Annotated in this window: 31 protein-coding genes and 4 tRNA genes; 12 read left to right on the top strand and 23 right to left on the bottom strand. The window is 41.5% G+C overall.

Features of this window, described 5'->3' with window-relative positions; genetic code table 11:
* Positions 1 to 113: 113 nt before the first annotated feature.
* Together IPF37_05305 and IPF37_05300 are read left to right on the top strand one after the other, a co-directional pair.
* Complete coding sequence (locus IPF37_05305; GenBank protein QQR48946.1) at positions 114 to 926, top strand: hypothetical protein; 813 nt, start codon at positions 114 to 116, stop codon at positions 924 to 926.
* 12 nt (positions 927 to 938) lie between these two features.
* Positions 939 to 1277, top strand: a complete 339-nt coding sequence (locus IPF37_05300; GenBank protein QQR48945.1) for a tRNA-binding protein — start codon at positions 939 to 941, stop codon at positions 1275 to 1277.
* Here the strand turns inward: IPF37_05300 and IPF37_05295 are convergent.
* The 9 genes from IPF37_05295 to IPF37_05255 all read right to left on the bottom strand — a co-directional run bounded on the left by IPF37_05295 (position 1255) and on the right by IPF37_05255 (position 5609).
* The gene (locus IPF37_05295) at positions 1255 to 1848 is read right to left on the bottom strand and encodes an SAP domain-containing protein (GenBank protein QQR48944.1); all 594 of its coding nucleotides are present in this window, start codon (positions 1846 to 1848) and stop codon (positions 1255 to 1257) included. The two genes, IPF37_05300 and IPF37_05295, sit on opposite strands and share 23 nt — an antisense overlap.
* A gap of 22 nt (positions 1849 to 1870) precedes the next feature.
* The gene (locus IPF37_05290) at positions 1871 to 2746 is read right to left on the bottom strand and encodes an aminoglycoside phosphotransferase family protein (GenBank protein QQR48943.1); all 876 of its coding nucleotides are present in this window, start codon (positions 2744 to 2746) and stop codon (positions 1871 to 1873) included.
* An 11-nt stretch (positions 2747 to 2757) separates the two neighbouring features.
* Positions 2758 to 3477, bottom strand: a complete 720-nt coding sequence (locus IPF37_05285; protein QQR48942.1) for a DNA alkylation repair protein — start codon at positions 3475 to 3477, stop codon at positions 2758 to 2760.
* Positions 3474 to 3992, bottom strand: a complete 519-nt coding sequence (locus IPF37_05280) for a methylated-DNA--[protein]-cysteine S-methyltransferase (protein ID QQR48941.1) — start codon at positions 3990 to 3992, stop codon at positions 3474 to 3476. The genes IPF37_05285 and IPF37_05280 overlap by 4 nt, the downstream gene beginning before the upstream one ends.
* Positions 3993 to 4009: 17 nt before the next feature.
* A complete protein-coding gene (locus tag IPF37_05275; protein ID QQR48940.1) occupies positions 4010 to 4456 on the bottom strand; it encodes a winged helix-turn-helix transcriptional regulator in 447 nt (148 codons plus the stop codon).
* Positions 4449 to 4874 (bottom strand): SRPBCC family protein, encoded by a 426-nt coding sequence (locus tag IPF37_05270; GenBank protein ID QQR48939.1) that lies wholly within the window; start codon positions 4872 to 4874, stop codon positions 4449 to 4451. Before IPF37_05270 ends, IPF37_05275 begins: the two co-directional genes overlap by 8 nt.
* A gap of 259 nt (positions 4875 to 5133) precedes the next feature.
* Positions 5134 to 5225 (bottom strand) — tRNA-Ser (locus IPF37_05265).
* A gap of 197 nt (positions 5226 to 5422) precedes the next feature.
* A tRNA-Ser gene (locus tag IPF37_05260) sits at positions 5423 to 5514 on the bottom strand.
* 21 nt (positions 5515 to 5535) lie between these two features.
* A tRNA-Arg gene (locus IPF37_05255) sits at positions 5536 to 5609 on the bottom strand.
* A 143-nt stretch (positions 5610 to 5752) separates the two neighbouring features.
* Here IPF37_05255 and IPF37_05250 point away from each other — a divergent pair.
* The 9 genes from IPF37_05250 (at position 5753) to IPF37_05210 (ending at position 10704) form a co-directional block, all read left to right on the top strand.
* Positions 5753 to 6037: a DUF167 domain-containing protein gene (locus IPF37_05250; protein ID QQR48938.1), complete on the top strand. Its 285-nt coding sequence runs from the start codon at positions 5753 to 5755 to the stop codon at positions 6035 to 6037.
* A 9-nt stretch (positions 6038 to 6046) separates the two neighbouring features.
* Positions 6047 to 6475, top strand: a complete 429-nt coding sequence (locus IPF37_05245; GenBank protein ID QQR48937.1) for a type II secretion system F family protein — start codon at positions 6047 to 6049, stop codon at positions 6473 to 6475.
* Between the two features lie 70 nt (positions 6476 to 6545).
* A complete protein-coding gene (locus tag IPF37_05240) occupies positions 6546 to 7256 on the top strand; it encodes a type II secretion system F family protein (GenBank protein ID QQR48936.1) in 711 nt (236 codons plus the stop codon).
* 76 nt (positions 7257 to 7332) lie between these two features.
* Positions 7333 to 7419, top strand: a tRNA-Leu gene (locus IPF37_05235).
* 56 nt (positions 7420 to 7475) lie between these two features.
* Complete coding sequence (locus IPF37_05230; protein QQR48935.1) at positions 7476 to 7832, top strand: HIT domain-containing protein; 357 nt, start codon at positions 7476 to 7478, stop codon at positions 7830 to 7832.
* A gap of 56 nt (positions 7833 to 7888) precedes the next feature.
* Positions 7889 to 8767 carry an alpha/beta fold hydrolase gene (locus tag IPF37_05225; protein QQR48934.1) on the top strand — a complete coding sequence of 293 codons (879 nt, stop codon included), beginning with the start codon at positions 7889 to 7891 and terminating at the stop codon, positions 8765 to 8767.
* Positions 8764 to 9069: a nucleotidyltransferase domain-containing protein gene (locus IPF37_05220; GenBank protein QQR48933.1), complete on the top strand. Its 306-nt coding sequence runs from the start codon at positions 8764 to 8766 to the stop codon at positions 9067 to 9069. The genes IPF37_05225 and IPF37_05220 overlap by 4 nt, the downstream gene beginning before the upstream one ends.
* Positions 9057 to 9515 carry a nucleotidyltransferase substrate binding protein gene (locus IPF37_05215; protein QQR48932.1) on the top strand — a complete coding sequence of 153 codons (459 nt, stop codon included), beginning with the start codon at positions 9057 to 9059 and terminating at the stop codon, positions 9513 to 9515. The genes IPF37_05220 and IPF37_05215 overlap by 13 nt, the downstream gene beginning before the upstream one ends.
* 172 nt (positions 9516 to 9687) lie before the next feature.
* Positions 9688 to 10704, top strand: a complete 1017-nt coding sequence (locus IPF37_05210) for a hypothetical protein (GenBank protein ID QQR48931.1) — start codon at positions 9688 to 9690, stop codon at positions 10702 to 10704.
* Positions 10705 to 10780: 76 nt separating this feature from the next.
* Here IPF37_05210 and IPF37_05205 read toward each other — a convergent pair whose 3' ends face one another.
* A complete protein-coding gene (locus IPF37_05205; GenBank protein QQR48930.1) occupies positions 10781 to 11353 on the bottom strand; it encodes a peroxiredoxin in 573 nt (190 codons plus the stop codon).
* Positions 11354 to 11469: 116 nt separating this feature from the next.
* Here IPF37_05205 and trxB point away from each other — a divergent pair, with 116 nt between their 5' ends.
* Entirely contained in the window at positions 11470 to 12396 is a 927-nt protein-coding gene (gene trxB / locus IPF37_05200; protein QQR48929.1) for a thioredoxin-disulfide reductase, read from the top strand.
* A 110-nt stretch (positions 12397 to 12506) separates the two neighbouring features.
* Here trxB and IPF37_05195 read toward each other — a convergent pair whose 3' ends face one another.
* The 13 genes from IPF37_05195 to IPF37_05135 form a co-directional block, all read right to left on the bottom strand.
* Positions 12507 to 13319 carry an ankyrin repeat domain-containing protein gene (locus tag IPF37_05195; GenBank protein QQR48928.1) on the bottom strand — a complete coding sequence of 271 codons (813 nt, stop codon included), beginning with the start codon at positions 13317 to 13319 and terminating at the stop codon, positions 12507 to 12509.
* Positions 13320 to 13338: 19 nt separating this feature from the next.
* On the bottom strand, positions 13339 to 14037 hold the full coding sequence (locus IPF37_05190) for an ankyrin repeat domain-containing protein (GenBank protein ID QQR48927.1): 699 nt from the start codon (positions 14035 to 14037) through the stop codon (positions 13339 to 13341).
* A gap of 50 nt (positions 14038 to 14087) precedes the next feature.
* The gene (locus IPF37_05185; GenBank protein ID QQR48926.1) at positions 14088 to 14972 is read right to left on the bottom strand and encodes a hypothetical protein; all 885 of its coding nucleotides are present in this window, start codon (positions 14970 to 14972) and stop codon (positions 14088 to 14090) included.
* Positions 14973 to 14993: 21 nt separating this feature from the next.
* A complete protein-coding gene (locus tag IPF37_05180) occupies positions 14994 to 15845 on the bottom strand; it encodes a hypothetical protein (GenBank protein ID QQR48925.1) in 852 nt (283 codons plus the stop codon).
* A gap of 6 nt (positions 15846 to 15851) precedes the next feature.
* Positions 15852 to 16523 carry a hypothetical protein gene (locus tag IPF37_05175; protein QQR48924.1) on the bottom strand — a complete coding sequence of 224 codons (672 nt, stop codon included), beginning with the start codon at positions 16521 to 16523 and terminating at the stop codon, positions 15852 to 15854.
* 65 nt (positions 16524 to 16588) lie between these two features.
* Positions 16589 to 17398 (bottom strand): hypothetical protein, encoded by an 810-nt coding sequence (locus tag IPF37_05170; protein QQR48923.1) that lies wholly within the window; start codon positions 17396 to 17398, stop codon positions 16589 to 16591.
* A 2-nt stretch (positions 17399 to 17400) separates the two neighbouring features.
* Positions 17401 to 18144, bottom strand: coding sequence for a hypothetical protein (locus tag IPF37_05165; protein QQR48922.1), 744 nt, complete (start codon positions 18142 to 18144; stop codon positions 17401 to 17403).
* Positions 18145 to 18245: 101 nt separating this feature from the next.
* Positions 18246 to 18938 (bottom strand): hypothetical protein, encoded by a 693-nt coding sequence (locus IPF37_05160; GenBank protein QQR48921.1) that lies wholly within the window; start codon positions 18936 to 18938, stop codon positions 18246 to 18248.
* Positions 18935 to 19651, bottom strand: coding sequence for a hypothetical protein (locus IPF37_05155; GenBank protein ID QQR48920.1), 717 nt, complete (start codon positions 19649 to 19651; stop codon positions 18935 to 18937). The genes IPF37_05160 and IPF37_05155 overlap by 4 nt, the downstream gene beginning before the upstream one ends.
* Before the next feature lie 21 nt (positions 19652 to 19672).
* The gene (locus tag IPF37_05150) at positions 19673 to 20428 is read right to left on the bottom strand and encodes a hypothetical protein (protein ID QQR48919.1); all 756 of its coding nucleotides are present in this window, start codon (positions 20426 to 20428) and stop codon (positions 19673 to 19675) included.
* Between the two features lie 2 nt (positions 20429 to 20430).
* Positions 20431 to 21309, bottom strand: coding sequence for a hypothetical protein (locus tag IPF37_05145; protein ID QQR48918.1), 879 nt, complete (start codon positions 21307 to 21309; stop codon positions 20431 to 20433).
* A gap of 32 nt (positions 21310 to 21341) precedes the next feature.
* Positions 21342 to 22307: a DHH family phosphoesterase gene (locus IPF37_05140; protein QQR48917.1), complete on the bottom strand. Its 966-nt coding sequence runs from the start codon at positions 22305 to 22307 to the stop codon at positions 21342 to 21344.
* Complete coding sequence (locus IPF37_05135; GenBank protein QQR48916.1) at positions 22285 to 22884, bottom strand: L-threonylcarbamoyladenylate synthase; 600 nt, start codon at positions 22882 to 22884, stop codon at positions 22285 to 22287. The genes IPF37_05140 and IPF37_05135 overlap by 23 nt, the downstream gene beginning before the upstream one ends.
* Between the last annotated feature and the right edge of the window lie 239 nt (positions 22885 to 23123).

The raw sequence follows: 23123 nt of genomic DNA, 5'->3' as shown, positions 1-23123 counted from the left end.
AAATAAAAACCCACCAGTTGCTATAATACAAAATTATTGCAATAGTATTTCAACTACTTCCTTAATTTGAACATTTTTAAAAATAAAAATTATTACACTACACGGGATCGTCTATGAAAAAAACTTTTATAATCATCGGCCTTATGATCTTTTCAACACCAGCTCTTTTTGGTCAAAAGCCAGACCACAAAAATCTTTTGCCGTGTAAAAAAATGAATGCTATCATCACTACACGCTCTGTTGAAGAAAATTTAAATCAACAAATGACGCTGGCAGAACTCTTGGAACAGCTAGAAAAAATCAATCTCGACTTAGAAAAAGTTCGCGATCTTGATCGGTCAGATGTTGATGAAATTGGTAAAGTATTGCTCAAAAAAAAGACATTGAGCCTTTGCTTTTTACCAATACCACAAGCTCTCAGCACAACATTGGAAGAAACAATACTTGATTCATGCAACGAACTACAGGAGCTTCTCAGAAAGCCATCCTTTGAAGATGGCTCTGAACAACTCATTGCTTTACAAAAAATTCTGGGCCAGCTTGAAAAAATTAATCAAAATCTAGAAAATACCAACACCCTTGTGCCGATGGATACAACGATGTATCGAGTATTGCTTGAGCAAAAAGACTCAACAATTAATCAGTTACGCTTAATCGAAGCACTCAACAATATTGATCAACCAGAAGAAACACCATTGTGGCTCAGCGTGCTCAAAGTAGTTGGCATGGCCGCCATTATCGTTGGAATTCCAACCGCAATTGTATTCGCTTGCTACGACTCACGCAAAAACAGCCTTGAAAAACCATCACTTAATCGATTCAAGAGAAATTTGAATCAATTTCTTAGCTCGGCAGGAATAATTGAAAAAAAACCTGAACCATTTCTTAATGTTAACGCCAACATTAAAGTTGGTAAATTTTGGTAAATAGGAATGAATATGCCAATTATCACATACGAAGAATTTGAACGCGTAGATCTACGCTCAGGCACGATCGTTAATGCAGAACCTTTTACTAAAGCAAAAAAGCCCGCCTACAAAATATGGGCGGACTTTGGACCAGAGCTTGGGATCTTGCAAACATCAGCACAAGTAACGGTACTTTATACGCCAGAATTACTGGTCGGCCGTACCATTATTGGCTGCGTAAATTTGGGTGAAAAAAATATTGCGGGTTTTATATCACAATTTTTACTGGTTGGCTTTTCTGATAACAGCGGCGCTATCTGCTTGGCAACGGTTGAGCCCAAAGCACCTAACGGCAGGAAACTGCACTAACGATTGCCAGAGCAATTTTTTTGTTGCGTATGCGCTCGTATTCCCAGGCTTCGTACAACATTTCGCGCGTAGCATCAGGATGGTGCTTAAAAAACTGTTGGCTAAAATTAATGTACGCCCACTCTTCTTTTGGTGTGCTACCATACTTTTTGCGCCGATCATACTCAGCCTGCCACATGTCAGCAAATTCTTGATAGGTTGGTGGGTTGCCATTGAGCCAGCGCTGATGCAGCCAATCAATACCAAAGGCGGTAAAATGAAAATACTCTCCAATCAACTGCTTAAAAAATAAGCGCGTTTTCAAATCATTTTTATAAGCACCTTTGAGCATAAGAGTATCGGGTTTCAAAGGATAAAGAACGCCACGCTTGGCGCGCGATATGGCTGGAATTAATAGCTCAGTAACAATCTGCCCCGTCTCGCAAAAATAAACTATACGACTGATTAAAGAAAGTTTGGTGCCTGCTTTTGGCAAAGACAACTGAACGCACAGATCACGCAACTCAGCCACGTGAAAAAAAAGTAATGCCGCTTTGAGCGCGGTTAATGATTGTTTGTTGGTAATAAGCATCGGCACTCCGTAAAAAAAGTGTTTAAGAATCAGCAAAAATTTCTTTGATCATGCGGTGCGCCACCGCCACAAGCTCAGGGTTGGTATGCTGGTAGTATGGCACAATAATTACCGCGATTGATAACGCCCATCCTTTGCCACGCATCCATGTTGCGTCGTCAACGGCCAACAAGATTCGAAACGTTTCACGCGTATCGGTAGAAAAAATGCTCCAGGCGGGAAGCAAATCAATAGCAGGATCTCCAACGCCTAGTAAACCAAAATCGATCACTAAGCTCAATCGTCCATCCTGAATCAAAAGATTTGCGGGAAGTAAGTCACCATGAACCAAAAGAGACGGCTTATTCCAGGCGGGTGCCACCAAACATTGTTCCCAGATGGCCATTATTTTTTCGGTATCAATAGCGCCCTGCAGCAACGCCAGAGCATTTCTCATTTCATAATCTTGTGTTGCCAAAGGCGCACCGCGAAGTGCCGGCAGCGCATCTTCAGCTACTTCGATATTTTGCAAAGCGCGCAAGAAGTTGGCTAAATCACGAGCAACCCAATCCATATCAATTGCTGGCACACTCGATAAATTCTCTCCCTCGCGCCAACTCAAAATTACCCAACAAAAAGGATAGTCGGCATTTGGCTTTCCGGTACCCACCACCTCAGGAATTGCCAGCGGCAACAGCGGCACCAGTCGAGGTAACCAGTGCAATTCTTTTTCAATTTGCGCAGCAGTACTCGGAATGCGCGGCAAGCGCACGCACATGTCCGTGCCTAGTCGATAGATTGCATTGTCAGTACCCATCGATACAACACGCTCAAGAGGCAAGTTTGCCCACGCAGGAAACTGTTCACGCACCAATTGCCGCACCAGCAAGTCGTTAATAATTATTTCGTTAGCATGCACCTTTTTATCAACTATTTTAGTGCCAGTATTTTTTTACGCTGCTGTTCTGGAAATTTTTCAATCGAATAACGCAGCATTGTTCGGGGCATTTTCAACACGTTACAATCTACAAAATCCATGAGGGCCTGCCCGTCACTTTTGCCTGCCTCACGGAGCATCCATCCAACAGCTTTGTGAATAAGATCATGTTTATCATCAAGAAGAACACGCGCTATGTCAAATGTCCATGTTAAATCATTTTTTCTGATAAAATACCATGTTGCAACAATAGCAATTCTGCGCCTCCACAAACATTCTGATTGTGCAAGAACAAGCAGGATACTTCTATCACGCTCCCATAAATGAGCTCCCATAATCCAATGAGCTGAAGCATCAACAAGATTCCAGTTATTAACATGGTTAAGATTTTTAAGATAAAATTGGTAAATTTCTTCTTTATGTTCGCTCGTCGCTTTTTTGTATTGAGCAATAAGAATGAGGAGCGCCAACAATCTTTCTTCGTTTATTTTTGAGGTTATAAGCTCCTGCAGATCATCGAGCGATAAATCGGCAAATTGCTGGGCTATTTTACGTAAACACGGAACAGTCACGCCAATAAAAATATCATGTTCTGCGTAGTGCCCTGCGCCAGTTTTAAAAAAACCAGAAGCACTCGACATAGAAACACTTACTGAATTTTGTAGAATAGATCTGATATGCATAAGCGTAGAGACATGGGATTGATTTGTCATAGCAACGAACCTTTTTTTTCATGATCAAGAAGCCATTGCTTACGCACAACACCGCCACCATAGCCACCAAGATTGCCATTGCTATTAATAATGCGATGACACGGAATAATAATGGCCAACTGGTTTGCACCATTGGCATTTGCTACCGCTCGATAAGCAGTACTTTTTCCAATCGCGCAAGCCTCTTGAGCATAGCTTCTGGTTTGGCCGTACGGAATACGCATAATCTCGTGCCACACCACCAGCTGAAACGAGCTACCAAACAAACGCACGGGTGTCTTGAATGCTGTTACCGTTCCATCAAAATAAGATCTAAGCTCAGCTTCAATTGATCTAATGGGATTAGTTAAACCAGGAACAATGGTTGCCTGAGTTTTAATACGCAGATTTTCTATTTCTCGCTCAACACCACGCCCATCAACAAACTCTAACAAGCACAGCGCTTCGTCATCGCTAATGGCAACCATGGGCCCAAGTTGTGTATCAATCAGCGCTTTTGTAAGATTTTTTTTCATACCTGCCGTTCATGCCGTTACTTTATTAACGTACTTAAAATGGTCATCAGCACTTTTTGTTCCTGCGCAGACGCTTTATCAAAAAACAGCTTATCAATTTTTTCAACAATGGGCACCAAGGCACGCACAAGATCTTTACCCTTTTCGGTCAGCGTTACACTCTTTGCCCGCGTATCTTGTGCATGCTCAAGACGACTCACATAACCACACGCCGCCAATTTTTTGAGTGCTTTTGACACGGTCATTTTATCAAGCTTGGTCCAATTAACAATCGATACTTGCGTTGTATCATGCTTATGTGCACCAAACCACATAAGCGTTGCCATGATCACAAACTGCGCATGAGAAATATCATAAACTTCCAACGTTTTTTTTATCTGGCGCTGCCAAAGCGTAGTCGTTTGCCACAACAAAAAACCGGGGCTATCTTCGGGCCGGTCGAAACCAAAGGGAAGCTTAGTCATGTAAACCTCGCGCCAAAGCAACAAGAGCGTCCATGTGGTCAAGAGAAGTATTAGCAACATTTTGCGCTACCAGCTTAATCCACAACCAACGCATTGGACCGGTTACCACCACGGTATTGGTAAGCAACAAACCGTCGGGCGTTTCTTCAAGCGTGTGTGTATCGTACATTTTAGCACCAAGGAATTTGGTACAATCGGTAAACGAAAAACCTTCTTTTATGTCAGTTAGCTCAATTTTAACCGCCTTCATGCCCTTAGGCTTGAGCCAGAAAAAATTGCCCACCTCAAACGGCCCTTCCATGGTGCATGAATCTAAATCATCATGCCACAACGGCCACTTTGCAATATCAATCCACAAACGCCATACATCTTCTTTTTTAACATTTTGATAAAGCTTCTGAACTGTTTGCTGCCACATAATAACCCTCGCTTAGTAAAATGAGCTTATTTTTAGTAACCATAAATATAGTATGCGAGTTTACAATGAGTGTCAAATGAACTGAAATTATGCAGCTGGTTAAGTAAAATTTGGGGTAGATAGTTTGAAAGTGCCAGCCCTACTACGCTCTTACAGAGCTTCGAAGGGCATACTTCGCATTGTTCTAACGAAGCATAATATTTTATGTAAATTAATCATTTAAAGAAATGGCCGTGCCATACGAAGCCTTGGCGAAGTATGGCGGAGAGAGGGAGATTCGAACTCCCGATACCGGTTTCCCGGTATGACGGTTTTCAAGACCGTTGCTTTCAACCACTCAGCCATCTCTCCACGCTTAAGAACGTGTTTTTTTAGAATATGTTTTTCAAAAGAATTGGGGAATCTGAATAGCGGTACTTAATGCCCGCCCTCCTACGCTCTTACAGAGCTACGAAGGGCACACTTCGCTTTTTAAGCAAAGCTAACTTTTCTATCAATACTAACTTAACCGAGAAAATGGCCGTGCCATACGAAGCCTTGGCGAAGTATGGCGGAGAGAGAGGGATTCGAACCCTCGATCCCGGTTTCCCGAGATACTTGCTTAGCAGGCAAGCGCTTTCGACCACTCAGCCATCTCTCCTTCCCTACAAAAATAAAAAAGTGCGCCCAAGAGGAATCGAACCTCTAACCGTCAGATTCGTAGTCTGATACTCTATCCAATTGAGCTATGGGCGCATATTATTTTATAGTATTTTGTATTTCAATTTTGTTTCTTCAATCTCTCATTTTAAGATAGTATAAGAGATAATAATAAAAATGTCGCGCTTGTCTATCATTTTTTTTGTTTTTTTATTAAAAAATTTAATGAAAGGGGCCCTATGAGCATACTTTTAGAGATAAAAGTAACGCCAAACGCTGGCAAACAAGCGTTACATTACGACAAAAACAACACCATCAAATGCTGCCTAAAAAGCGCTCCAGAAGCGGGAAAAGCAAACGCTGAGCTCATAAAATTTTTAAGCAAAAAATTAAACATCGCTCAAAAAAATGTAGAAATTGTGCGTGGCGGGGCAACGCGCTTAAAATTAATAAAAATTGATACAGAAAAATCGAAAGAAGAAGTACTTCTTGAATTAGGGCTTGAAATACAGCTCACTATTTAAGGGAGATCTATGCCAACATTTTTTTGGAAAGGCATTGATACTCATGGCAACAACCAGCATGGTTATCACGAAACAACAACCCCAGAAGTCCTCAAAAAAGACCTTCTTGACCGCCACATAGCCCTCTTATCGTACACCCAAAAAAAGCCACTTTTTTCTTTTTTCAAAAAACATCGCACCAAGCTATCGCTCCAGGAGCTGGAAAGCTTTTTTGCAACGCTGGCTTTACTGCTTGAAAGCGGCATAGATTTGGCACAAGCACTCCAACTTGTTGGCAAGCAAACACGCAAAAGTGCGCTCAAAAATATCACGCAACAACTCATAAAAGATATCAGCGCCGGCAATAGCCTGTCACACGCTCTCGAAAAGACCGCAAGCTTTTTCGCCATTTATTATCAACGCTGTCAAAGCTGGCCAAGCGGCAGGCAAGCTGTCTGATTCTTTTTATACCATTGTTGCCTACCTCCAGCAACGCATCCAACTCACTAAAAAACTTACCCAAGCCGCCTTGCTCCCTGGTATCACGTTAACGTTTGCCGTACTGATCGTCAGCAGTATTATGATTTTTATTATTCCCCAGTTCCAAGAGTTGTTTTCGTCAACCGGCAAGCAACTGCCACCACTCACACAAAATATCATTGCTCTCAGCATATTTTTACGCTCGCCCGCTGGTTTGATTTTTTTACTCAGCATTCCCGGCTTTGTTCTGCTCACACGTTTGTTGTTAACAATGCCACTGGTAAAAAAAATGGCTGACTGGACAGTAGCTCGCACGCCATTTATTCGTACCATCTGGCTGCATTCAAACTTAATTTATACCTTTCAAATGATCGCCATGCTACTCAAAAGTGGTGTATCGCTCAGCCAAGCACTCAACGTTGCCCAGCAAGCGAGCCAGCACGGCGAGTTTAAACATCAACTCGAACTAGTAAATACTACCATTATGCAAGGCAAATCGCTTGAACAAGCACTCAAGCAAAGCGGTACCAGATATTTTCCTGATGACGTACTCGCGTTTGTGGCAACAGGCGAGCAAACCGGCAAACTTGCCCTCATGCTTGATAAAATGATTGTCGCACTTCAAACACAACTCTCACGCTCGCTACATCTTTTAACGATCATTGCAAACCCACTTTTACTTGTTATTGTCGGCATTATCATAACTATTTTGATGCTCAGCATTTACCTGCCAATTTTCAATTTAGCAAACACACTTTAAAAACAACAAAAAAATAGGGGAAAACACTTGACCTTAAAAGCGATTCTGGTAGCATAGAGCTTAATTACATGGGCATGCCGAAGTGGCGAAATTGGTAGACGCACGGGACTCAAAATCCCGCGATGGCGACATCGTGTCGGTTCGAGTCCGACCTTCGGCACCAGTCATTTCCGTCAGGAAATGCCTGGCAAGCCAGTTCTTTTAAATGAAAGGATGGAAGTGTTCAGCTCCTCATGTATCTTTTGCAAAATAATTCAGGGAACTCTTCCCGCAAAAAAAATTACCGAAAATGATTCCGTTTTAGTTGTTCAGGACATCGCACCCAAAGCGCCGATCCATTATTTAATTTTACCCAAAACACATATTGCTGATATGAGCGCACTTACTGAAAACGAAAATCATTATGCCCTTGCCATGGTCAACATGGTCACAACGCTCAGTAAAACATTAAAAAATCCACCGTCTTTTAATGTTGTAAGCAACAATGGCGCCGCATCCGGACAAAGTGTGTTTCATCTTCACTGGCACTTTCTTGCTGGTAAAAATGTTTACGAACATGGATTGAAATTACAATGATACACTTTTCGCGCAACACTTTTTTTATTTTCTTTGGAAGTATTTTTATAGCTCTCATGATGGTTATGGGTATTTCATACTACACGGTTTACCGTTTTGTAAGCGCTGGCGACCGCATTGTGTATGGCACCAAGCTTTCAACCTTAACTCTTGATATTCGCGATGAATTACTCAAACGCACCGACGTTCAAACCGTTACCTTCAACACCAGTGATGATTTTACGCTACACGGACTGCTTTTTGCGCGACCAAACGCACAAGCAAATTTAGTATTGTGCCACGGCTACCAAGGCTGCAAAGAGTTTATGTACGGCCTGATTGATATGTTTCCAACGTACAACCTTTTGGCATTCGATTTTCGCGCACACGGCCAAAGCCCCGGCAACACCACTTCAATTGGCTGCCATGAGTACAAAGATGTTATTGCCGCGGCCAACTTTATGAAAAATTATGATAAAAAAATACCGCTCATTGTCTTGGGCATTTCGATGGGCGGCGCCTCCGCACTCAAAGCAGCAGAAATGAAACAGGACTTATGCGATGCATTAATTATTGATTCGACATTCTCTGAACTGAAAACAATGTTTTTGCGCGGCTTCATGCTCAAAGTTAAACTGCCATACTATCCATTTTTCCCATTGGCCCGCGCTATGTTTCACTATGTTAACAACTGTGATATCAACAATATGTCGCCCTTTGAAAGTGTGAAAAAAATCACCCAGCCGATTCTGCTTATTCATTCGTGCAACGACAAATTCATTAATCCTGAAAACAGTCTGCAACTTTTTTCGGTTGCACAAAATAAAAGCACACGTTTGTGGATCGGCCCTCGCTGCCGCCACGGCTGGCTGCATACGTACCATGCGCCGATGTACCAAAAGAAGGTAAAACGTTTCTTGGATCAGACTATCTTTACTTCACAGGTTACACAATGAGCAATGAACACAACCAATTCGATACCTATAAAAAGCTATTACTTGAGATTATCCAAAAACATATTCCTGGATGCTCGATCTATCTCTTTGGATCAAGAGCTCGAAAAACTAATCGGTCCGGCGCAGATATAGATCTTGCTTTTGATTGCGGAAGAATCGTTGATTTTGATATACTTTTAAAACTACGCAGCGAAATTGATGATACCAATATTCCCTTAACGGTTGATTTAGTTGATTTACATAATGCGTCAGACACACTAAAAAATGTAATAAAACAAGAAGGCATTATATGGAAAGCTTAAAATTAGCTCATGAAAACTTAACCTCTGCATTAGAACGACTCAACGAATCAATCGACCATCTTGAACAATGCAGAAAGTGCGAATCAACAAAAGAAACAATGCTAACTTTTATGGATAATAGCAAACTAGAAAGATCTTTGCGTGATTCACTCATCCAACGATTTGAATTTTGTACCGACCTTTTTTGGAAATATTTAAAAAAATATCTCGAACTTATTGTCCAAATCACCCCAGACTTTAATGGCCCAAAACCAGTCATTCGAGCAGCACTCAAGGCAGGGCTTTTATCTGAGACCGACGCAGAAACGTTATTGAAAATGATTGAAAGTCGCAATATGACTTCCCATATTTATAAAGAAGAAATCGCTGATCAAATAAGCGCCAACATTCCCATGCACTACAAAATTATGCACAAATATGCCGATAGCCTCATGCCTCAGGCTTAGACCGGCTATCCGTTCATTTTTGCTCCCAAATCCTGATTAATACAATTTGCAACAAAAAAACTCGCATTACCCCCTACTTTAAGCACTTTCGAGCCTTTGCGGCCCCCACTTTTATGGGGTAAAATGGTACTAGTTACTAAAATAGAGGTTTTATTAATTCAAGGGAACTCTTATGAAACGTTCAAACCTATCGTTACTTGCGCTCGCTACAGCACTCAGTCTTTCGACGTTGTCTGCAGCAAAAATACATATTTCCAGACATAGTCCGGCTGAATTTCAAAAGATCGAAAAATTACAAGAAACGCTCACCGATCTGCAAAAATCAGAAAAATTGGAAGAAGAATTGGACGCAATGTATTTAAATAATACTCCCAAGGGCCGCCACATGATCAGGGATCGCGACCTGACAAGAGACCATGCTACCTTTCTAGCATTTGATACCATCAAACAAGATTCAAATCCATCACGTTATGAATACTATCTTGCATGCAAAATATTAAAACAGCTGGTGAAAGAAAAGTATGAACCAGCATTCCAACCAGCTCTTATCTTTGCATCGCAGCATATCGGTAATATCAATTGGTTTTGCGGCGTAGAACTTTTTGAAGCGCTCCTCAAGCAAAACTACGAACCTGCACTTGAACCAGCTTTTCGCATGGCAACCAGACCCGTTGCTGAAAGACAAGGCAACATTTTTGACGCCAATGCCAGCCTGTTAGCATTACTGATTTCCAGAAACTATGAACCGGCATTTCAACCAGCGCTTGAAATGGCAATCGCAGGAATAGAAGAACTATCGTGGAAATTTAGCAACTGGCTTCGCATCAGAGATATTTTTGAAAAACTCATAGAAAAAAACTACGACGCTGCATGCCACCCAGCATTGCAAATGACCATCAAAGGCCTTGCAACGAGCAAGGGCGGAGACGAATACATGCTTGCTTTAGAAATGCTCCACTTGTTGAGCCAGCACCTCTACGCACCAGCATTAAGCTATTGTCATGAACATAAAGACACGCTACCAATTGATAACGCAATAAAAAGAAGCATCTACGTTTCTGCTGATAATAACTCAGTCCATAGCCGCACTATTTACCCACGCCCAGACACAAGCGCAAAAGCAACATTAAAAAAAATGTATGGTTACTGCGCAGAAAAGCTTTCTGACATCAAAACTTTAATTACATAACATTTGATTATTACATAAAAAAAGAGGCGACTGCATAAAACAGCCGCCTCTTTTTTTATACAACTAAAATTTTTACTTAACCAAAATACGCTTGCAGGCCTTCTTGCGTTGTCTTCATCGCTTTCTGCCCCTGCGACCAATTGGCGGGACACACTTCGCCGTGCTGCTCGTTGTGCTTTAACGCATCAACCACACGCACGAGCTCAGCAATATTGCGGCCAAGCGCCAAATTATTAACCGCGGCATAATGCACCACATTGTTTTTATCAAGCAAAAACGTACCGCGCAGCGCCACGCCCTGCTCTGTCAAAACGCCATAATCGCGTGCCATGTTTTTAGTAATATCAGCAAGTAACGGATAGGTAACCCCACCAATACCGCCCTTACTTTTTGGCTGTTCAAGCCACGCTAAATGGCTGTAGGCAGAATCAACCGAAACGCCCAGCACGCAAACATCGCGCTTTTTAAATTCTTCGTAATATTCTTGCAAGGCATGTAACTCCGTTGGACACACAAACGTAAAATCCAGCGGATAAAAAAACAGCAGTTTGTACACGCCATCAAAGTCTTTTAAACTCACACGCTTGATGCTGCCATGCTCGACCATATCGCATGAAAAATCAGGTGCTGCTTTCCCTACAAAAATCATTCTTTTCTCCTCGAAAAATTTTGTTAGACTTAACCTTTCTCTGACAAAAATTGTGGTATACACTATACCTTCATTTATAATGGTTGCCTAACAAAAAAAAGTTCAAAGGAGCATCTATGACGTATGATATTGTTGTTATTGGATCAGGACCCGCAGGGCTTACCGCCGGCATTTATGGCTCACGCGCGGGCTATAAAACATTAATTTTAGAAGGCAACCTTCCTGGTGGCCAGTTAATGACAACCACCATCGTTGAAAACTGGCCAGGAGATTTGGCGGTTCAAGGACCAGATCTGATGGATCGCATGCGCTCTCATGCAAAAAAGTATGGCGCCGAATTGGTACAAGATCCGGTTGTTGCTACTGATTTTTCACAACGACCATTCACGCTGACTACTGAAAGTGGCAAAACAATTACCACGCACACCGTCGTTATCGCTACCGGCGCTGAGCACAAAAAATTGGGCTGTTTGGGCGAGAAAGATTATTTCAACAAAGGCGTTTCGACCTGCGCAACCTGCGATGGTCCATTTTTTAGAAATAGAAAAGTGGTCATTATTGGCGGCGGCAACACCGCGGTAACTGAAGCTGAGCACTTGAGCCATTTAGCAAGCAGCGTAACCCTCATTCACATTCTTGATAAACTTACTGCCAACGATCCAATCGTTAATAAAATTTTAAACAACCCAAAAGTGAATTTTATTTACAATACCACGGTTGTTGAAATGAAAGGCGATGGCGATAAATTGACAGAAGTCGTTCTTGAAAATCAACAAACAAAAGAGCGCTCAACGGTTGAAACTGATGGCGCGTTTGTTGCAATCGGCTTTAATCCCAGTACCAAAATTTTTGCTGGCCAACTGAAAACTGATCAATACGGTTATTTGGTTCTTGAACAAAATACCAAGACCAGCGTGCCCGGCGTTTTTGCAGCTGGCGACGTTGCTGACTATCGCTACCGCCAAGCAGTAACTGCTGCCGGCATGGGCTGCATGGCAGCGCTGGATGCACAAGCGTATCTTGGAACGTTAGAAAAAAAATAGCAGAATAGATTTTTTTAGAATTTTATAAATCGGGCGGCTCAAAAATTATGTTAAGCTGCCCGATTTTTGATTCAATAGCAAAAAATTGATGCGATAATAAAAAGTGGCGGCTAATTCATTTTCACATAAACGCTCTTCTGAATCCCATATTGCACAACATTCATGCCTTGATCATTTTGCAGTACCAGCACTTCTTCGATATATGCACCACATTCACCAAACAAACGCGCACACAAAAATTGAAACAATCGGTCAAATTCTCTTCGATCATGCTGATCGAGCGCCCTGAAAAGTAAATCAGCACAATGTCGTAATAATATTTTTTTAACTTTTTCTCTTATGACAGCAGCCTCTTGTTCCGTCCTAAGGTTATGCCGTTGGACAAGGCAAGGTGCTATCTTGTTCAGATAAGAAAAAACCGATAACTTTTTATCATCCAACAAAGTGATGTCGGCGCCGCCTTCAAGTAATGCCGTCACAACTTCAACAACGCCATACTCCACAGCGAGAGAAAGGATCGGCGCATTATCAATCAAACAACGCGAATAATCAGCATTTGGGTCAGCCCCAGACTGCAGCAAAAGCCTTACACAATCAGCGTGCTGCCCTGAATACCATAATGATCCGTAAACAACCGCAGATAACGGCGTTGTTCCACGCACATCCCGAGGAGACTTATCACAATAATTTGGGCTTACACTTTTAGTTGAAAGTGCCCACGCCAAGCGCTCCGGGTCGCCTTTTTGCGCGCAGTCCATAATGAAATGGCGTGGTTCTTGCGTAAGCTCTTTATTTTGTTTGAACACAAAAACTTTACGATCATTATCGAAAAACCACGCAGGATCTTCGGCAACAGCCGCCGCCCAGCAATCACTGCCCGCCAACGCAAAACAAAATGACAATGTTAATATTTTTGAGTTCATTACTCCCCCCCCAAACAATTTATGCTACGCGTCTTCTTTTATGGTTACCCAATTTTCTCTTGCCAACCTTAGAAGCATTATGTACTACCGCAGATTTCGCTTGCACTGGCGCACCATACGCTTCAAAAACTTCCACTACTTCGCGATGTCCCAAATAACGGGCATAGTGTACCGGCAGACGGCCATCAAAATCTTCCACATCAATACTTGCGCCAAACGCAAGCAACGTGCGGACAATATTGGGACAATTGTACTCAGCAGCACGATGCAACAAACTTACCTTAAGGTCTGGGTCCCGCCAATCAAGAGCGTAACACAACTCGCCATTCAAATTAGTAGCAAGCACATTCCAAGCATTCATGAATTTTTCATCACTACGCACTTCTATCGCACTGCATAACAATCTAATAAAATGCTGGTCTAACAAAGATTGTATTTCGTCAGTTTCATCATCTAACAAGGGATTATTTTCATATGCTTCATCCAACCAATAAAAAATTGATCGATCCTCAAAATCTATCTGCGTTGCATCAGCACCAGCGGCCAGCATCTCCTCAACTTGGTCAGGCTGAGAATACTTAACTGCCATTTTCAAGCAAAAATTCTTTGCGTCAGTAGAAAGCATAGCATCCTCAAAATCGTATTCATCATAACCTGCAAAACACGTACTACCGACAAGCGCAAAACAAAAAAATACTGTTGCCATTCTTGAAACCATGCTGATTCCTCTTGCTTTAAACTCTGTTGTTATACCATTTCTGGCGTAGATTATGCACCAAATGATCGCAAAATACTAACAATTTTTTTACGATCAAATTGTCGAGCAAGATAACGCAAACTTCGCCCTTCATCGTTGCACCATGCACATGCATACGCCAATTCTCCGCACACATTTCTGGCAAGAATATTCCAAAGTCGTATGAACTCTGCCTCATCGTCATTTACGATACTCGCCAACAACAACAAAACAAAATGTTCTTTCAGATATTTTTCAATTTTTCTTATTCTTTTTACTACTTTTTTATCGTCTCTTTTGTTACGCACACACTCATCTACCCAATCAAAAATAGACCGCCCCTGCTCATTAACCTGCGCTATATCAGCATCTTTTTCAAGCAGCATCTCCACAATCTCGATGTAGCCTCTTTGGATGGCATCAAAAATAATGGGCTTATTTACCGGCCATTTGATGTGTGGGCTTGCGCCGCAATCAAGCAACACTCGCATACACAAAAAATGCCTGTCCGCTTGTGTGCATCGGTAACCCTCATAAGCACACTGCAATGGACAGCAGTCACAATCTGGACTGTCGCCCCAAAATGCATCCTCATCTCGTTTTCGATGGTCAGCATGAATCAGCTCGGTTGACAAAATATCTGCCAATGTTGTCACATCACCTGCCGTAGCACTAGCAAAAAGATCTCTCTCAAGCACCCTGAGATCAAATTTGTAGTTGATCATTTTAAATCCATTTCCAGGTACAATCAGAAGATTCCTTTCTGCTTCAACATATTCCAGCCAACGAGAGCCTTGTCGTAACATTGCCAAGTTTTCTTTCATCGCATCAGAATATTCAAAAGGGCTGCCAGCCGCCCAGCAATCCCCACTTATCAAAAGAAAAGAAAAAACTATTTTTAACATTTTTAAAATCATTACTACGCTCCTTTTTTCGCTTCAATAGTCCTTATCTTTCTTTTCTACAAAATAGGCTTCCACACGTTTTTGTAAGGATATGCCCTGTTCGTTCCTGCACGCCAAAACAAACGTCAAGATATCGCTTAGTTGCCTGCCAGGAATATTATCGGGAACACTATTAAGCAGTCTAACCAAGGACTTAATGGTACGATCATCATCTTGATCAATTGCTTGATGCATTTTATTAGCATATTCTTGTATTAACAACTGCGCTATTTTTGCACGTTCTCTTCTTGCATCATCATCCTTACCATATTTTAGAAAAGATTGAATGGGAGACATCAACCAATGAATAATTGAATACCCATACTTACCAAGTTTTTCAATGTCTGCACCATATTTCAGCAACATATCAACCATATTAAAATTATTGATCTCAATTGCTCGAAAAATGAGCGGCATCTGGTCATGCCACAATCCATTTGGGCTGGCCCCACATTGCAATAAAAGCTCCATACATGGCAGTGGATCATGAGAAAAAAAACCATAATCATACCCATCTAACACTTCTTGCAACGGAAAACATCCACGACCATCTAGGCAATTGGGACTCACTAAGCCCGTTGAAAGAACATGAGCAAGTGTAGGCAGATGCCCAAGCATCGCACTATCAAGCAATGCACGTTTTGGTGTTATAAGATAGCCAACCTCATCAACAAAACACTGCGTTTTTTCACAAAACCTTAACGCTGAATCTCTGCTTAATGTCTGAAGTTTTTGCTTGATGCGATTTGAAAAAAGGGGAAATTGATAAGCTGCTTGTTGTGAAAACAAGCAGCTGGTCATCATAAAAAAAAGAAAAAAAACACTAATATTTCGTTTGTTAATCATTGTTGCTTATTCTTCTCTGAATGTTTTTGTAATGGCAGCAAAACGTTCTTCATCAGTTGATTCAGTAATCACTACAGCATCGTCAGGAAAATTATCTTCACAATCATCATCTGCGCACGCAGCGTATTTTATACAATTTTTTACTTGCGCATAGCCAATTAGCTCTCTGGCAACACCAGCAATACCAACAGCAGGATCTTTCATTTTTTTTTGCATGCCTTGGCAAACAAGATCAGGATTGGCACCGCACTCCAACAAAAGCACTACACACTCCAATTTTCTTTGTGCGTAATCGCGCTTGTGCGATTCTTGTTTGTCACCATCTAAAGCCATTTTTAAAGCAAAATTTCCGTACTGGTCAATATAATTAACGTTAACTATTTTCTCAGCAAGCACAAAAGCCAAGCTCGTAAGATCAGCTTGTGTAGCACTATAAAAAAGTAAACTGATCGCAGTTTCATTCCAATGTGGATTTTTTGTGCTATCAAAACATCCACATTTTTTGTTATATCTCCACAAAGCATTTTCGCTCAACCTGTCCAATTTTAACGAGGTTGCAAGACTCACCGACTCAACATAATCAATACGACTAAAAGGTGAACCCACCGCCCAGCAGCTTCCTACAGTTACTACAAGAATCGAAAAAACTGCCGCATATTTTTTTGAAATCGCAATCATAATTACTCCTAAAAAATATTTACCCACTCATGACATTTCTCTACTTTTACACACTCCTATTTATATCAAATTGCTTCTCCGCCCTCCCCATGCCATACCATTGCCTTTCGTAATTCATTACCAAACAATTCTTTATCTTTCATGAGCACAGCACACAAGCACTCAAACTCTTGCTGATTACCTTCTTGTTGTGCTCCTTGCAAACGAAAAATAAATTGTTGTTCCAATAATGATTTTATAGCGCGCTCATGCGCTTCATCATCTGCCAATGGTTGGGGCGGCCCATCTGCAAAGCGTCGCTGCTTCAACCACGAAAATATCGAGTTGCCGTATCGGTCCAACACCGTTGCATTGGCACCTGCCTTGAGCAATGCGGCAACAAGATCTACCGTTACTAATTGAACGGCCTTAAAAATAAGAGGAATACCGTACCATAAACAGTTAGGATCTACACCACATGCAAGCAAAAGATAGACACACGCTTTATAATCGTTTACCGGGCAACATGGACGGTTCGCGCGACATCGGTCAAGCGCTGCAAGCAAAGGATGATTGCCCCATTCATCGCAATAATTACGACAGGCAGGATTTTTTAAAAGTGCGAATGCAAGGGATTTTACATCGCCCTCACAAGCACTTTCTAGCGCTAACGTTGTTGATGGTAAATACCGGAAAAACATATCTTCGCGCGTTGATTGAAATACCTTGTGCTCAGAAATATACCGCCACGGCGCATAGCGGCTGAGTTTTTGTAACAGTTCTAACGTTTCTGGAGCATAACCAGTACAAAGCGTTTCAGAAAACCCCGCAGGAGCGCAATAACCAACAGCCATTAAAAAACTTGTTATGACGATTACTCGAATCTGTATGCTCATGCCTAGCCCTGCATAAGTTGATCGGCATAATCAAGCAACGTTAAACCTTGTTCATCCGGAACACCAAAGAAACATTTTTTTTCAAGTTGAGATAACTCGCGTGATTCACAAAAAATACACATTAAGCGAGCAAAGGCCCGGTTATTTTCAACCTTAACCGCCCTCCAAATTAAAGAAAGAAAATACTGCTCTAAAAAACTACGCACATGCCGGTCCGATTCATTCGCCGCCCATTGCGTCCAATAAAGGACCGATTTTTTGTCGCAATCAAGCTTCGTTGCATCAGCTCCACCATCAAGCAAGGCTTTAACCAGCGCCGAATCAGACAATTGAACAGCTCTAAAAATAAGTGTTCTTCCTGGCCAACGCTTCGATTCCCGATTTGGATTGGCACCACACAAAAGTAACAACTTTATACATTCAACCTGCTGACCCTTCTTATATCTACGCATACCTTCAATCGCTTCTTCCAATGCAAATTCTTTTTTATCACTCGTAAAATCAGGATTGATTCGTCGCGTTGCAAGAACTTGAGCAAGCGCTTTTACATTTCCTTCTCGAGAGCTTTGCAAGAGTTGTTGACTCAATGATTGACCTTGAAACCGCCACGCGTGCCCGCCAGAAAATTTTACTAATGCCTGCTCTGCTTCTTCAGAATATTTGAGCGGGCTTGCGCTCGCAAAACAATCACCACCTACCAACAAAACAAAACAAAATATTTTTGAAAATTTTGAATTAATCAGCATTTATTTCCTTTCCTTTCTGACGCTTTTTTATTATACGAACAATATTTAGCTAGATACTGTTTTGCAACGCTTAGATCAACACCCAAATGATTACGCCTTTTTCACTTATTTTCGATTATCACTGAACGCACATACTCCATCCAACCACGTTCTTTTGCATAATCAATCAACTTCACTATGCCATTTTTTTCAACCGATTGCATAAAAACCGACACCAAATGGCTTCCAGCACCGCCTTTGGAGCCATGATTGAGAACTACACACAACCATTTAAATTCTGCAATGTTTTGATTATCTATTGCCGTACGCAACGCAGACACAAATTGACGGGCAAGTAAGTCCTGCAAAACAAACATACGGCCCGTGATTGCGCACACAGCCTGAGTTTGTGCACAAAAATCAGGCCCAGTAACCAATGGCGCAACCTGCTGAACTTTCTCTCGCCCTCTCATTGACGATGCAAAAATTTCAAAAATAGACATTCCATCTTTCAGACTTAAATGCGTGACATCAGCACCCGCTTGTATCAACATCACGGCTTCATCAAAAAGGTCCAATCGCATCAACCAAAAAATAGGGTAATCGCCAGCCAAAAGATCATTTGGCTGTTGAAGCAAAGTCTCAAACGGTATTGCCCATCCTAAAACCGCGGGGTTACCACCAAGCACCAGCACATCATGCTTGGCAAATTCACGCGCTACACGTGTTGGCTCTTCGGCCGCTGCGCCACACCCACCCGTCACAAAACAGGTACAAAAAAATAGGCTCACTATTTGAGCCTTGGTTGAAATCATTGCATGTCCTCACTTTGACGTTTCATACTTTCTGCTTCTTCTTCAGTACAATAAACAACCCCTTCTTCTTCGAAAAGGTTTGACAAATCAAGATCGTGCTTCTTCGCTTTATGGCAAGCGAGCACCATCTCACGATATGGCTCTAACAACGCCAACAACTTTTGTGAATACTCCTCGCGACAAACATACCGCCCATCACAAATGCTTAAATTTTCAGGCTCTGCCCAATAAAAAATTGATCTATCGTGGGCATCGATATGCGTTACGTCAGCACCAGCTTTTAGCAACTCAATAACAATATCAAAAGCGCATCGCTGAACCGCTCTAAAAATAAGTGGCATATCCGGCGCATAGAAACGATTTGGATCGGCACCGCAGACAAACAATGCCCATGCACACATTCCCTTATTGTCATTATGCCAACTGTCAACGAGGTTACGGAAAGGAAAGTTACCACCTTCAAAGGTATGATCGGGACCGATATACCCTTTTAAAAGTACAAAAGATAAATTGTCAATCTGTCCCAGACAAGAGCTGCTAAACAACAATTCTTCAAGCGTCTGTGTGGATGAACCATTAACCTCTTTGGCCAATTTTGCCAATTTTTTTCTATCTTCTTCGGAGGGCTTTTTAATTGGTTGATCAGCAGCCGCCCAGCAGGTACCGCTTAATAAAAAAACGAGTGCGGATAGCTGAGAAATTTTTGAAATCATTACTACTCCCTGCTCTCAAAATTACGAATAGATCCCTCTTCTCACCAAACCAAAACGCTCCAAGTTACGCACTTCACACAGTAAAATAGCAAGGCGTTTACAATCGCATGATTCATCTTTTTGTGCCAATTTAATAAAATGATTATGTAATAGTTCAAGAAGACATTGTTCGTGATATTCTTGAAACTGGCTTTCAAACCCATTCGCTTCCAAATTTTCAACACGCGCACGCCAAACAATTGATTGGCCGCCAGCATCACTTCCCGTTACATCTGCATGAAGGTACAGAAGCGGATGTATAATATTATAAGCATGCAACTGAACTGCTTTAAAAATAAGCGGCACTCCAGGACTATAACAGCGATTTTTATCGGCACCGCAAGCGAGCAATGCGCACACACACTCACCAACTTCAAAACTTGCATAATCAAAACGATCGAGCAACAATTTTAAAGGAAAATTACCTTGAGTATCGGTATAGTCAGGACTAACACTCTTTGTTAAAAGCACTAACGATAAGTCAGCTAAACTTCCATCACGAGCACAATGTATAATCACTTCTTCTGGCGTTGCTATTTCATGTGACGCTATTGAATCAATCTCTTTTTTAATAAAACGATTGGCCGACGGAACAAAGATCCACAAAGAATTTGGAGCCAATTTTTCTAGTTTTAATTTAACTTTTTCGGAATATTTACACGGGTTTTCAAAACCAGCCCAGCAATTACCGCTTAATAAAAAGGTAAAAAAAAATGTTGGTAAAATTTTTGAAATCATTGTTACTCTCCAATCAATTTTACCAACCAGTCTTGCAATTTTAGACCTGTTTGTTTGTCTCTCAGATAGTTAGTGATATTTTGAGCACTTGGACTTTCTAACAGCCCTTGTAACTCTGGAACCGAAATTCTGCTTTGCGTGATAAAAAAATTAAATAATCTGACAAACTCATCAAGGTCATCTCTTTGTGCCACAGCACTTAACAAAGTAATAAAGTGGCCGACTAATAATTTTTTTATTTCGAGCTTAATGCGATCTTCTTGTGAACTTCGATTTCGGCAAGGATTTACCATATCTAACCAGAAAAAAATTGAATGGCCGTATCTGTCAACCATCGTGACATCTGTTCCAGCTGCAAGTAACACCGCTACTGCATCAAATTTTTTGATTACCGCGGCACGAAAAATAAGTGGAATCTCGACCAGCTTACCAAAATAACAACCCCGCCACTCAATATTGTGCTCAGCACCACATTTAATCAAAAGCTTCATACATTTTACACAATCAGCAGCTTGAACCCACACAGAATCAGCAACGCCATCAAGAGCCGCTTGCAAGGGATACTTACCGTCCAAGTAACACTGACCATCTGGAGTTTTACAATCAACACGTAACGGATCAACCGAAAGCGCATGCGCTAATTCTGCTAAACGTCCCTCATAAGCAAGTTTATTGATAAGCTCTAAGCCACGTCCCCATCCATTTATAAAAAGTCTGTCCTTTTCATCAAATATCAAAAATGATTTTTGGCGCAGCGTTTCTAATTCCTGCCTAAGTTCTGCAGAATATACTGACACTTCTTGAATTGGCTCGCTTGCGGCCCAGCAATTACCGCTTATTAAAAAAACGAGAGATACGCTTGTGAATATCTTTGAAACCATTATTACTCCCAACTCATTTTTAAAAAAATTTACTACATAACTAAACGGGTAACCTCTTGAACGACTTCATCAATCGGTTTGTCTGAAGAAATGCCAGACGCATTTTTATGGCCACCACCACCAAAGTGGGCAGCCAATTTATTAACGTCAGCAATTTTTGAACGTAATGAAACTTTTGTTTTACCATCAGCTTCTTCATAAAAAAGAATCGTAATATCAATGTCAGAAAGCTGCGCAAGAAAATTACTAAACCCAACGGTAGAACTCAGCGTGAGCCCAAGACGTTGTAAATCGCACTGCCGAATAATTGACCAGGCAGCATTACGATTGGGCGCAATGGTAACCGAACTTAATAAGCTGCCCCACAACGCGATAATTTCTGGTTTTTTATTAAACAACAGCTCGCCCATCAGCCCAAACAAGTTGGCGCCGGCATCCATCAAATCTGCCGCAACGCGCAAAGTGCGTGGTCGTGTTGATTGCGTGTAAAATACTTGGCAGTCATACAACATGCCAAACAATAAACTTTCTGCCATGTACTGATCAACATCACAGCCCCACCAATGCAGCAATAAATACAATTGCTCGCAGGTACTTGAAACTTGATCAGTAATTAAATTAATGGTGGCATTGATACTGTTGCTGATGTGATGGTCGATATTAATGCTCGGGATATCGTGAAATGCTGGTGGAAAATATAAGCGCTCGTAATTGGCGGTATCAAACATAATTAACAAATCTGGCTCTTGTTTGTGCTGATTTACCAAAACATGCGTAGCTTGCCGCTTGATCGCCTGCTCAGGCTCAGATGGATACACCACCTCAACTTTCTTACCCATTTTTTCAAGCACAGCAGCCATTGCTGCGCACGCAGAAATGCCATCGGCATCTGGCTTGTGATGAGTAAGTAAAGTAATTACGGAAACATTTTCGATTAACTGCCATGCATCGGCCACTAAAGCCGGCGGAAAAAGATCATTTTTCAAATGCTGATTCATAGTATCGTTCAAGCTCCTTAACAGGAAACGCACCCTCTCTCACCACGCGAATATTTGTACCAGAACAATCGATGATTGTTGATGGCAGCTGAGTTTGCCCGGTTGTTTTTTCGTTGTCAATAACAATCCACTCAACAGCCTGCATTACGACATTATCAATCTCTGGCAAACTCGAAGGCACCGGGTACCCACTTCGATTGGCACTTGTTGAAAACAATCCATCAAAATGAACCAATAACCGCAAAAGCGCATCATGCCGCGGACAGCGCAACGCAATGGTTCCGTCCAGCGCTACCACATGCGATGGCAGATCTTGCCGAGCCTTAAAAATAACCGTTACCGGCCCCGGCCAGCAGTGCAACAACATATTTCGCAATGGCAGATTTATGGTTGACGGATCGACAAATTGTGACAAACTGTCAAGGCCGCCTATCATTATTAAGTACGGTTTATCGCCGCGCGCACCTTTCACGGTGTTTAATACCTGAAAGCTTGATTGTTTCAAATTGGCAAGAAGACCTAAAACCGTATCAGAATCAACTATTGACAAATTGTCACAATCTAAAGATTCTTTCAAACGGTATATTGTTTCCTCATCTTGCCATGAAATTATTTTTTTTGAGTATTTATTGTTACTATTTGTATCCACTTGTCAATTCCCAATCGTTCGAATAGATGATTATTATGCGTTTGACAATCCGCCAATTATAACTTATCCTGGAAATAAGTTTATAAATTTTAAATTGAACATATACCACAGACTTAAAATATAAATTAAATACTATCTGAACACCAGCAAAATTATTTAAATACTTA

The organism is bacterium, assembly GCA_016699045.1.
Classification (GTDB): Bacteria; Babelota; Babeliae; order Babelales; family RVW-14; genus AaIE-18.
This window is presented reverse-complemented; position numbering and strand designations above follow the sequence as displayed.

Bases quoted from the DNA above. Each gene is read 5' to 3' on its own strand.
- IPF37_05295 (QQR48944.1), bottom strand. From the start codon at position 1,848: ATGCTTATTACCAACAAACAATCATTAACCGCGCTCAAAGCGGCATTA.
- IPF37_05300 (QQR48945.1), top strand. From the start codon at position 939: ATGCCAATTATCACATACGAAGAATTTGAACGCGTAGATCTACGCTCA.
- IPF37_05190 (QQR48927.1), bottom strand. From the start codon at position 14,037: ATGGTTTCAAGAATGGCAACAGTATTTTTTTGTTTTGCGCTTGTCGGT.
- IPF37_05305 (QQR48946.1), top strand. From the start codon at position 114: ATGAAAAAAACTTTTATAATCATCGGCCTTATGATCTTTTCAACACCA.
- IPF37_05180 (QQR48925.1), bottom strand. From the start codon at position 15,845: ATGATTAACAAACGAAATATTAGTGTTTTTTTTCTTTTTTTTATGATG.
- IPF37_05225 (QQR48934.1), top strand. From the start codon at position 7,889: ATGATGGTTATGGGTATTTCATACTACACGGTTTACCGTTTTGTAAGC.
- IPF37_05150 (QQR48919.1), bottom strand. From the start codon at position 20,428: ATGATTTCAAAAATTTTACCAACATTTTTTTTTACCTTTTTATTAAGC.
- IPF37_05205 (QQR48930.1), bottom strand. From the start codon at position 11,353: ATGATTTTTGTAGGGAAAGCAGCACCTGATTTTTCATGCGATATGGTC.
- IPF37_05170 (QQR48923.1), bottom strand. From the start codon at position 17,398: ATGAGCATACAGATTCGAGTAATCGTCATAACAAGTTTTTTAATGGCT.
- IPF37_05270 (QQR48939.1), bottom strand. From the start codon at position 4,874: ATGTGGCAGCAAACAGTTCAGAAGCTTTATCAAAATGTTAAAAAAGAA.
- IPF37_05220 (QQR48933.1), top strand. From the start codon at position 8,764: ATGAGCAATGAACACAACCAATTCGATACCTATAAAAAGCTATTACTT.
- IPF37_05250 (QQR48938.1), top strand. From the start codon at position 5,753: ATGAGCATACTTTTAGAGATAAAAGTAACGCCAAACGCTGGCAAACAA.
- IPF37_05145 (QQR48918.1), bottom strand. From the start codon at position 21,309: ATGGTTTCAAAGATATTCACAAGCGTATCTCTCGTTTTTTTAATAAGC.
- IPF37_05215 (QQR48932.1), top strand. From the start codon at position 9,057: ATGGAAAGCTTAAAATTAGCTCATGAAAACTTAACCTCTGCATTAGAA.
- IPF37_05195 (QQR48928.1), bottom strand. From the start codon at position 13,319: ATGAACTCAAAAATATTAACATTGTCATTTTGTTTTGCGTTGGCGGGC.
- IPF37_05160 (QQR48921.1), bottom strand. From the start codon at position 18,938: ATGATTTCAACCAAGGCTCAAATAGTGAGCCTATTTTTTTGTACCTGT.
- IPF37_05165 (QQR48922.1), bottom strand. From the start codon at position 18,144: ATGCTGATTAATTCAAAATTTTCAAAAATATTTTGTTTTGTTTTGTTG.
- IPF37_05280 (QQR48941.1), bottom strand. From the start codon at position 3,992: ATGAAAAAAAATCTTACAAAAGCGCTGATTGATACACAACTTGGGCCC.
- IPF37_05175 (QQR48924.1), bottom strand. From the start codon at position 16,523: ATGATTGCGATTTCAAAAAAATATGCGGCAGTTTTTTCGATTCTTGTA.
- IPF37_05285 (QQR48942.1), bottom strand. From the start codon at position 3,477: ATGACAAATCAATCCCATGTCTCTACGCTTATGCATATCAGATCTATT.
- trxB (QQR48929.1), top strand. From the start codon at position 11,470: ATGACGTATGATATTGTTGTTATTGGATCAGGACCCGCAGGGCTTACC.
- IPF37_05140 (QQR48917.1), bottom strand. From the start codon at position 22,307: ATGAATCAGCATTTGAAAAATGATCTTTTTCCGCCGGCTTTAGTGGCC.
- IPF37_05275 (QQR48940.1), bottom strand. From the start codon at position 4,456: ATGACTAAGCTTCCCTTTGGTTTCGACCGGCCCGAAGATAGCCCCGGT.
- IPF37_05245 (QQR48937.1), top strand. From the start codon at position 6,047: ATGCCAACATTTTTTTGGAAAGGCATTGATACTCATGGCAACAACCAG.
- IPF37_05155 (QQR48920.1), bottom strand. From the start codon at position 19,651: ATGATTTCAAAAATTTCTCAGCTATCCGCACTCGTTTTTTTATTAAGC.
- IPF37_05210 (QQR48931.1), top strand. From the start codon at position 9,688: ATGAAACGTTCAAACCTATCGTTACTTGCGCTCGCTACAGCACTCAGT.
- IPF37_05185 (QQR48926.1), bottom strand. From the start codon at position 14,972: ATGATTTTAAAAATGTTAAAAATAGTTTTTTCTTTTCTTTTGATAAGT.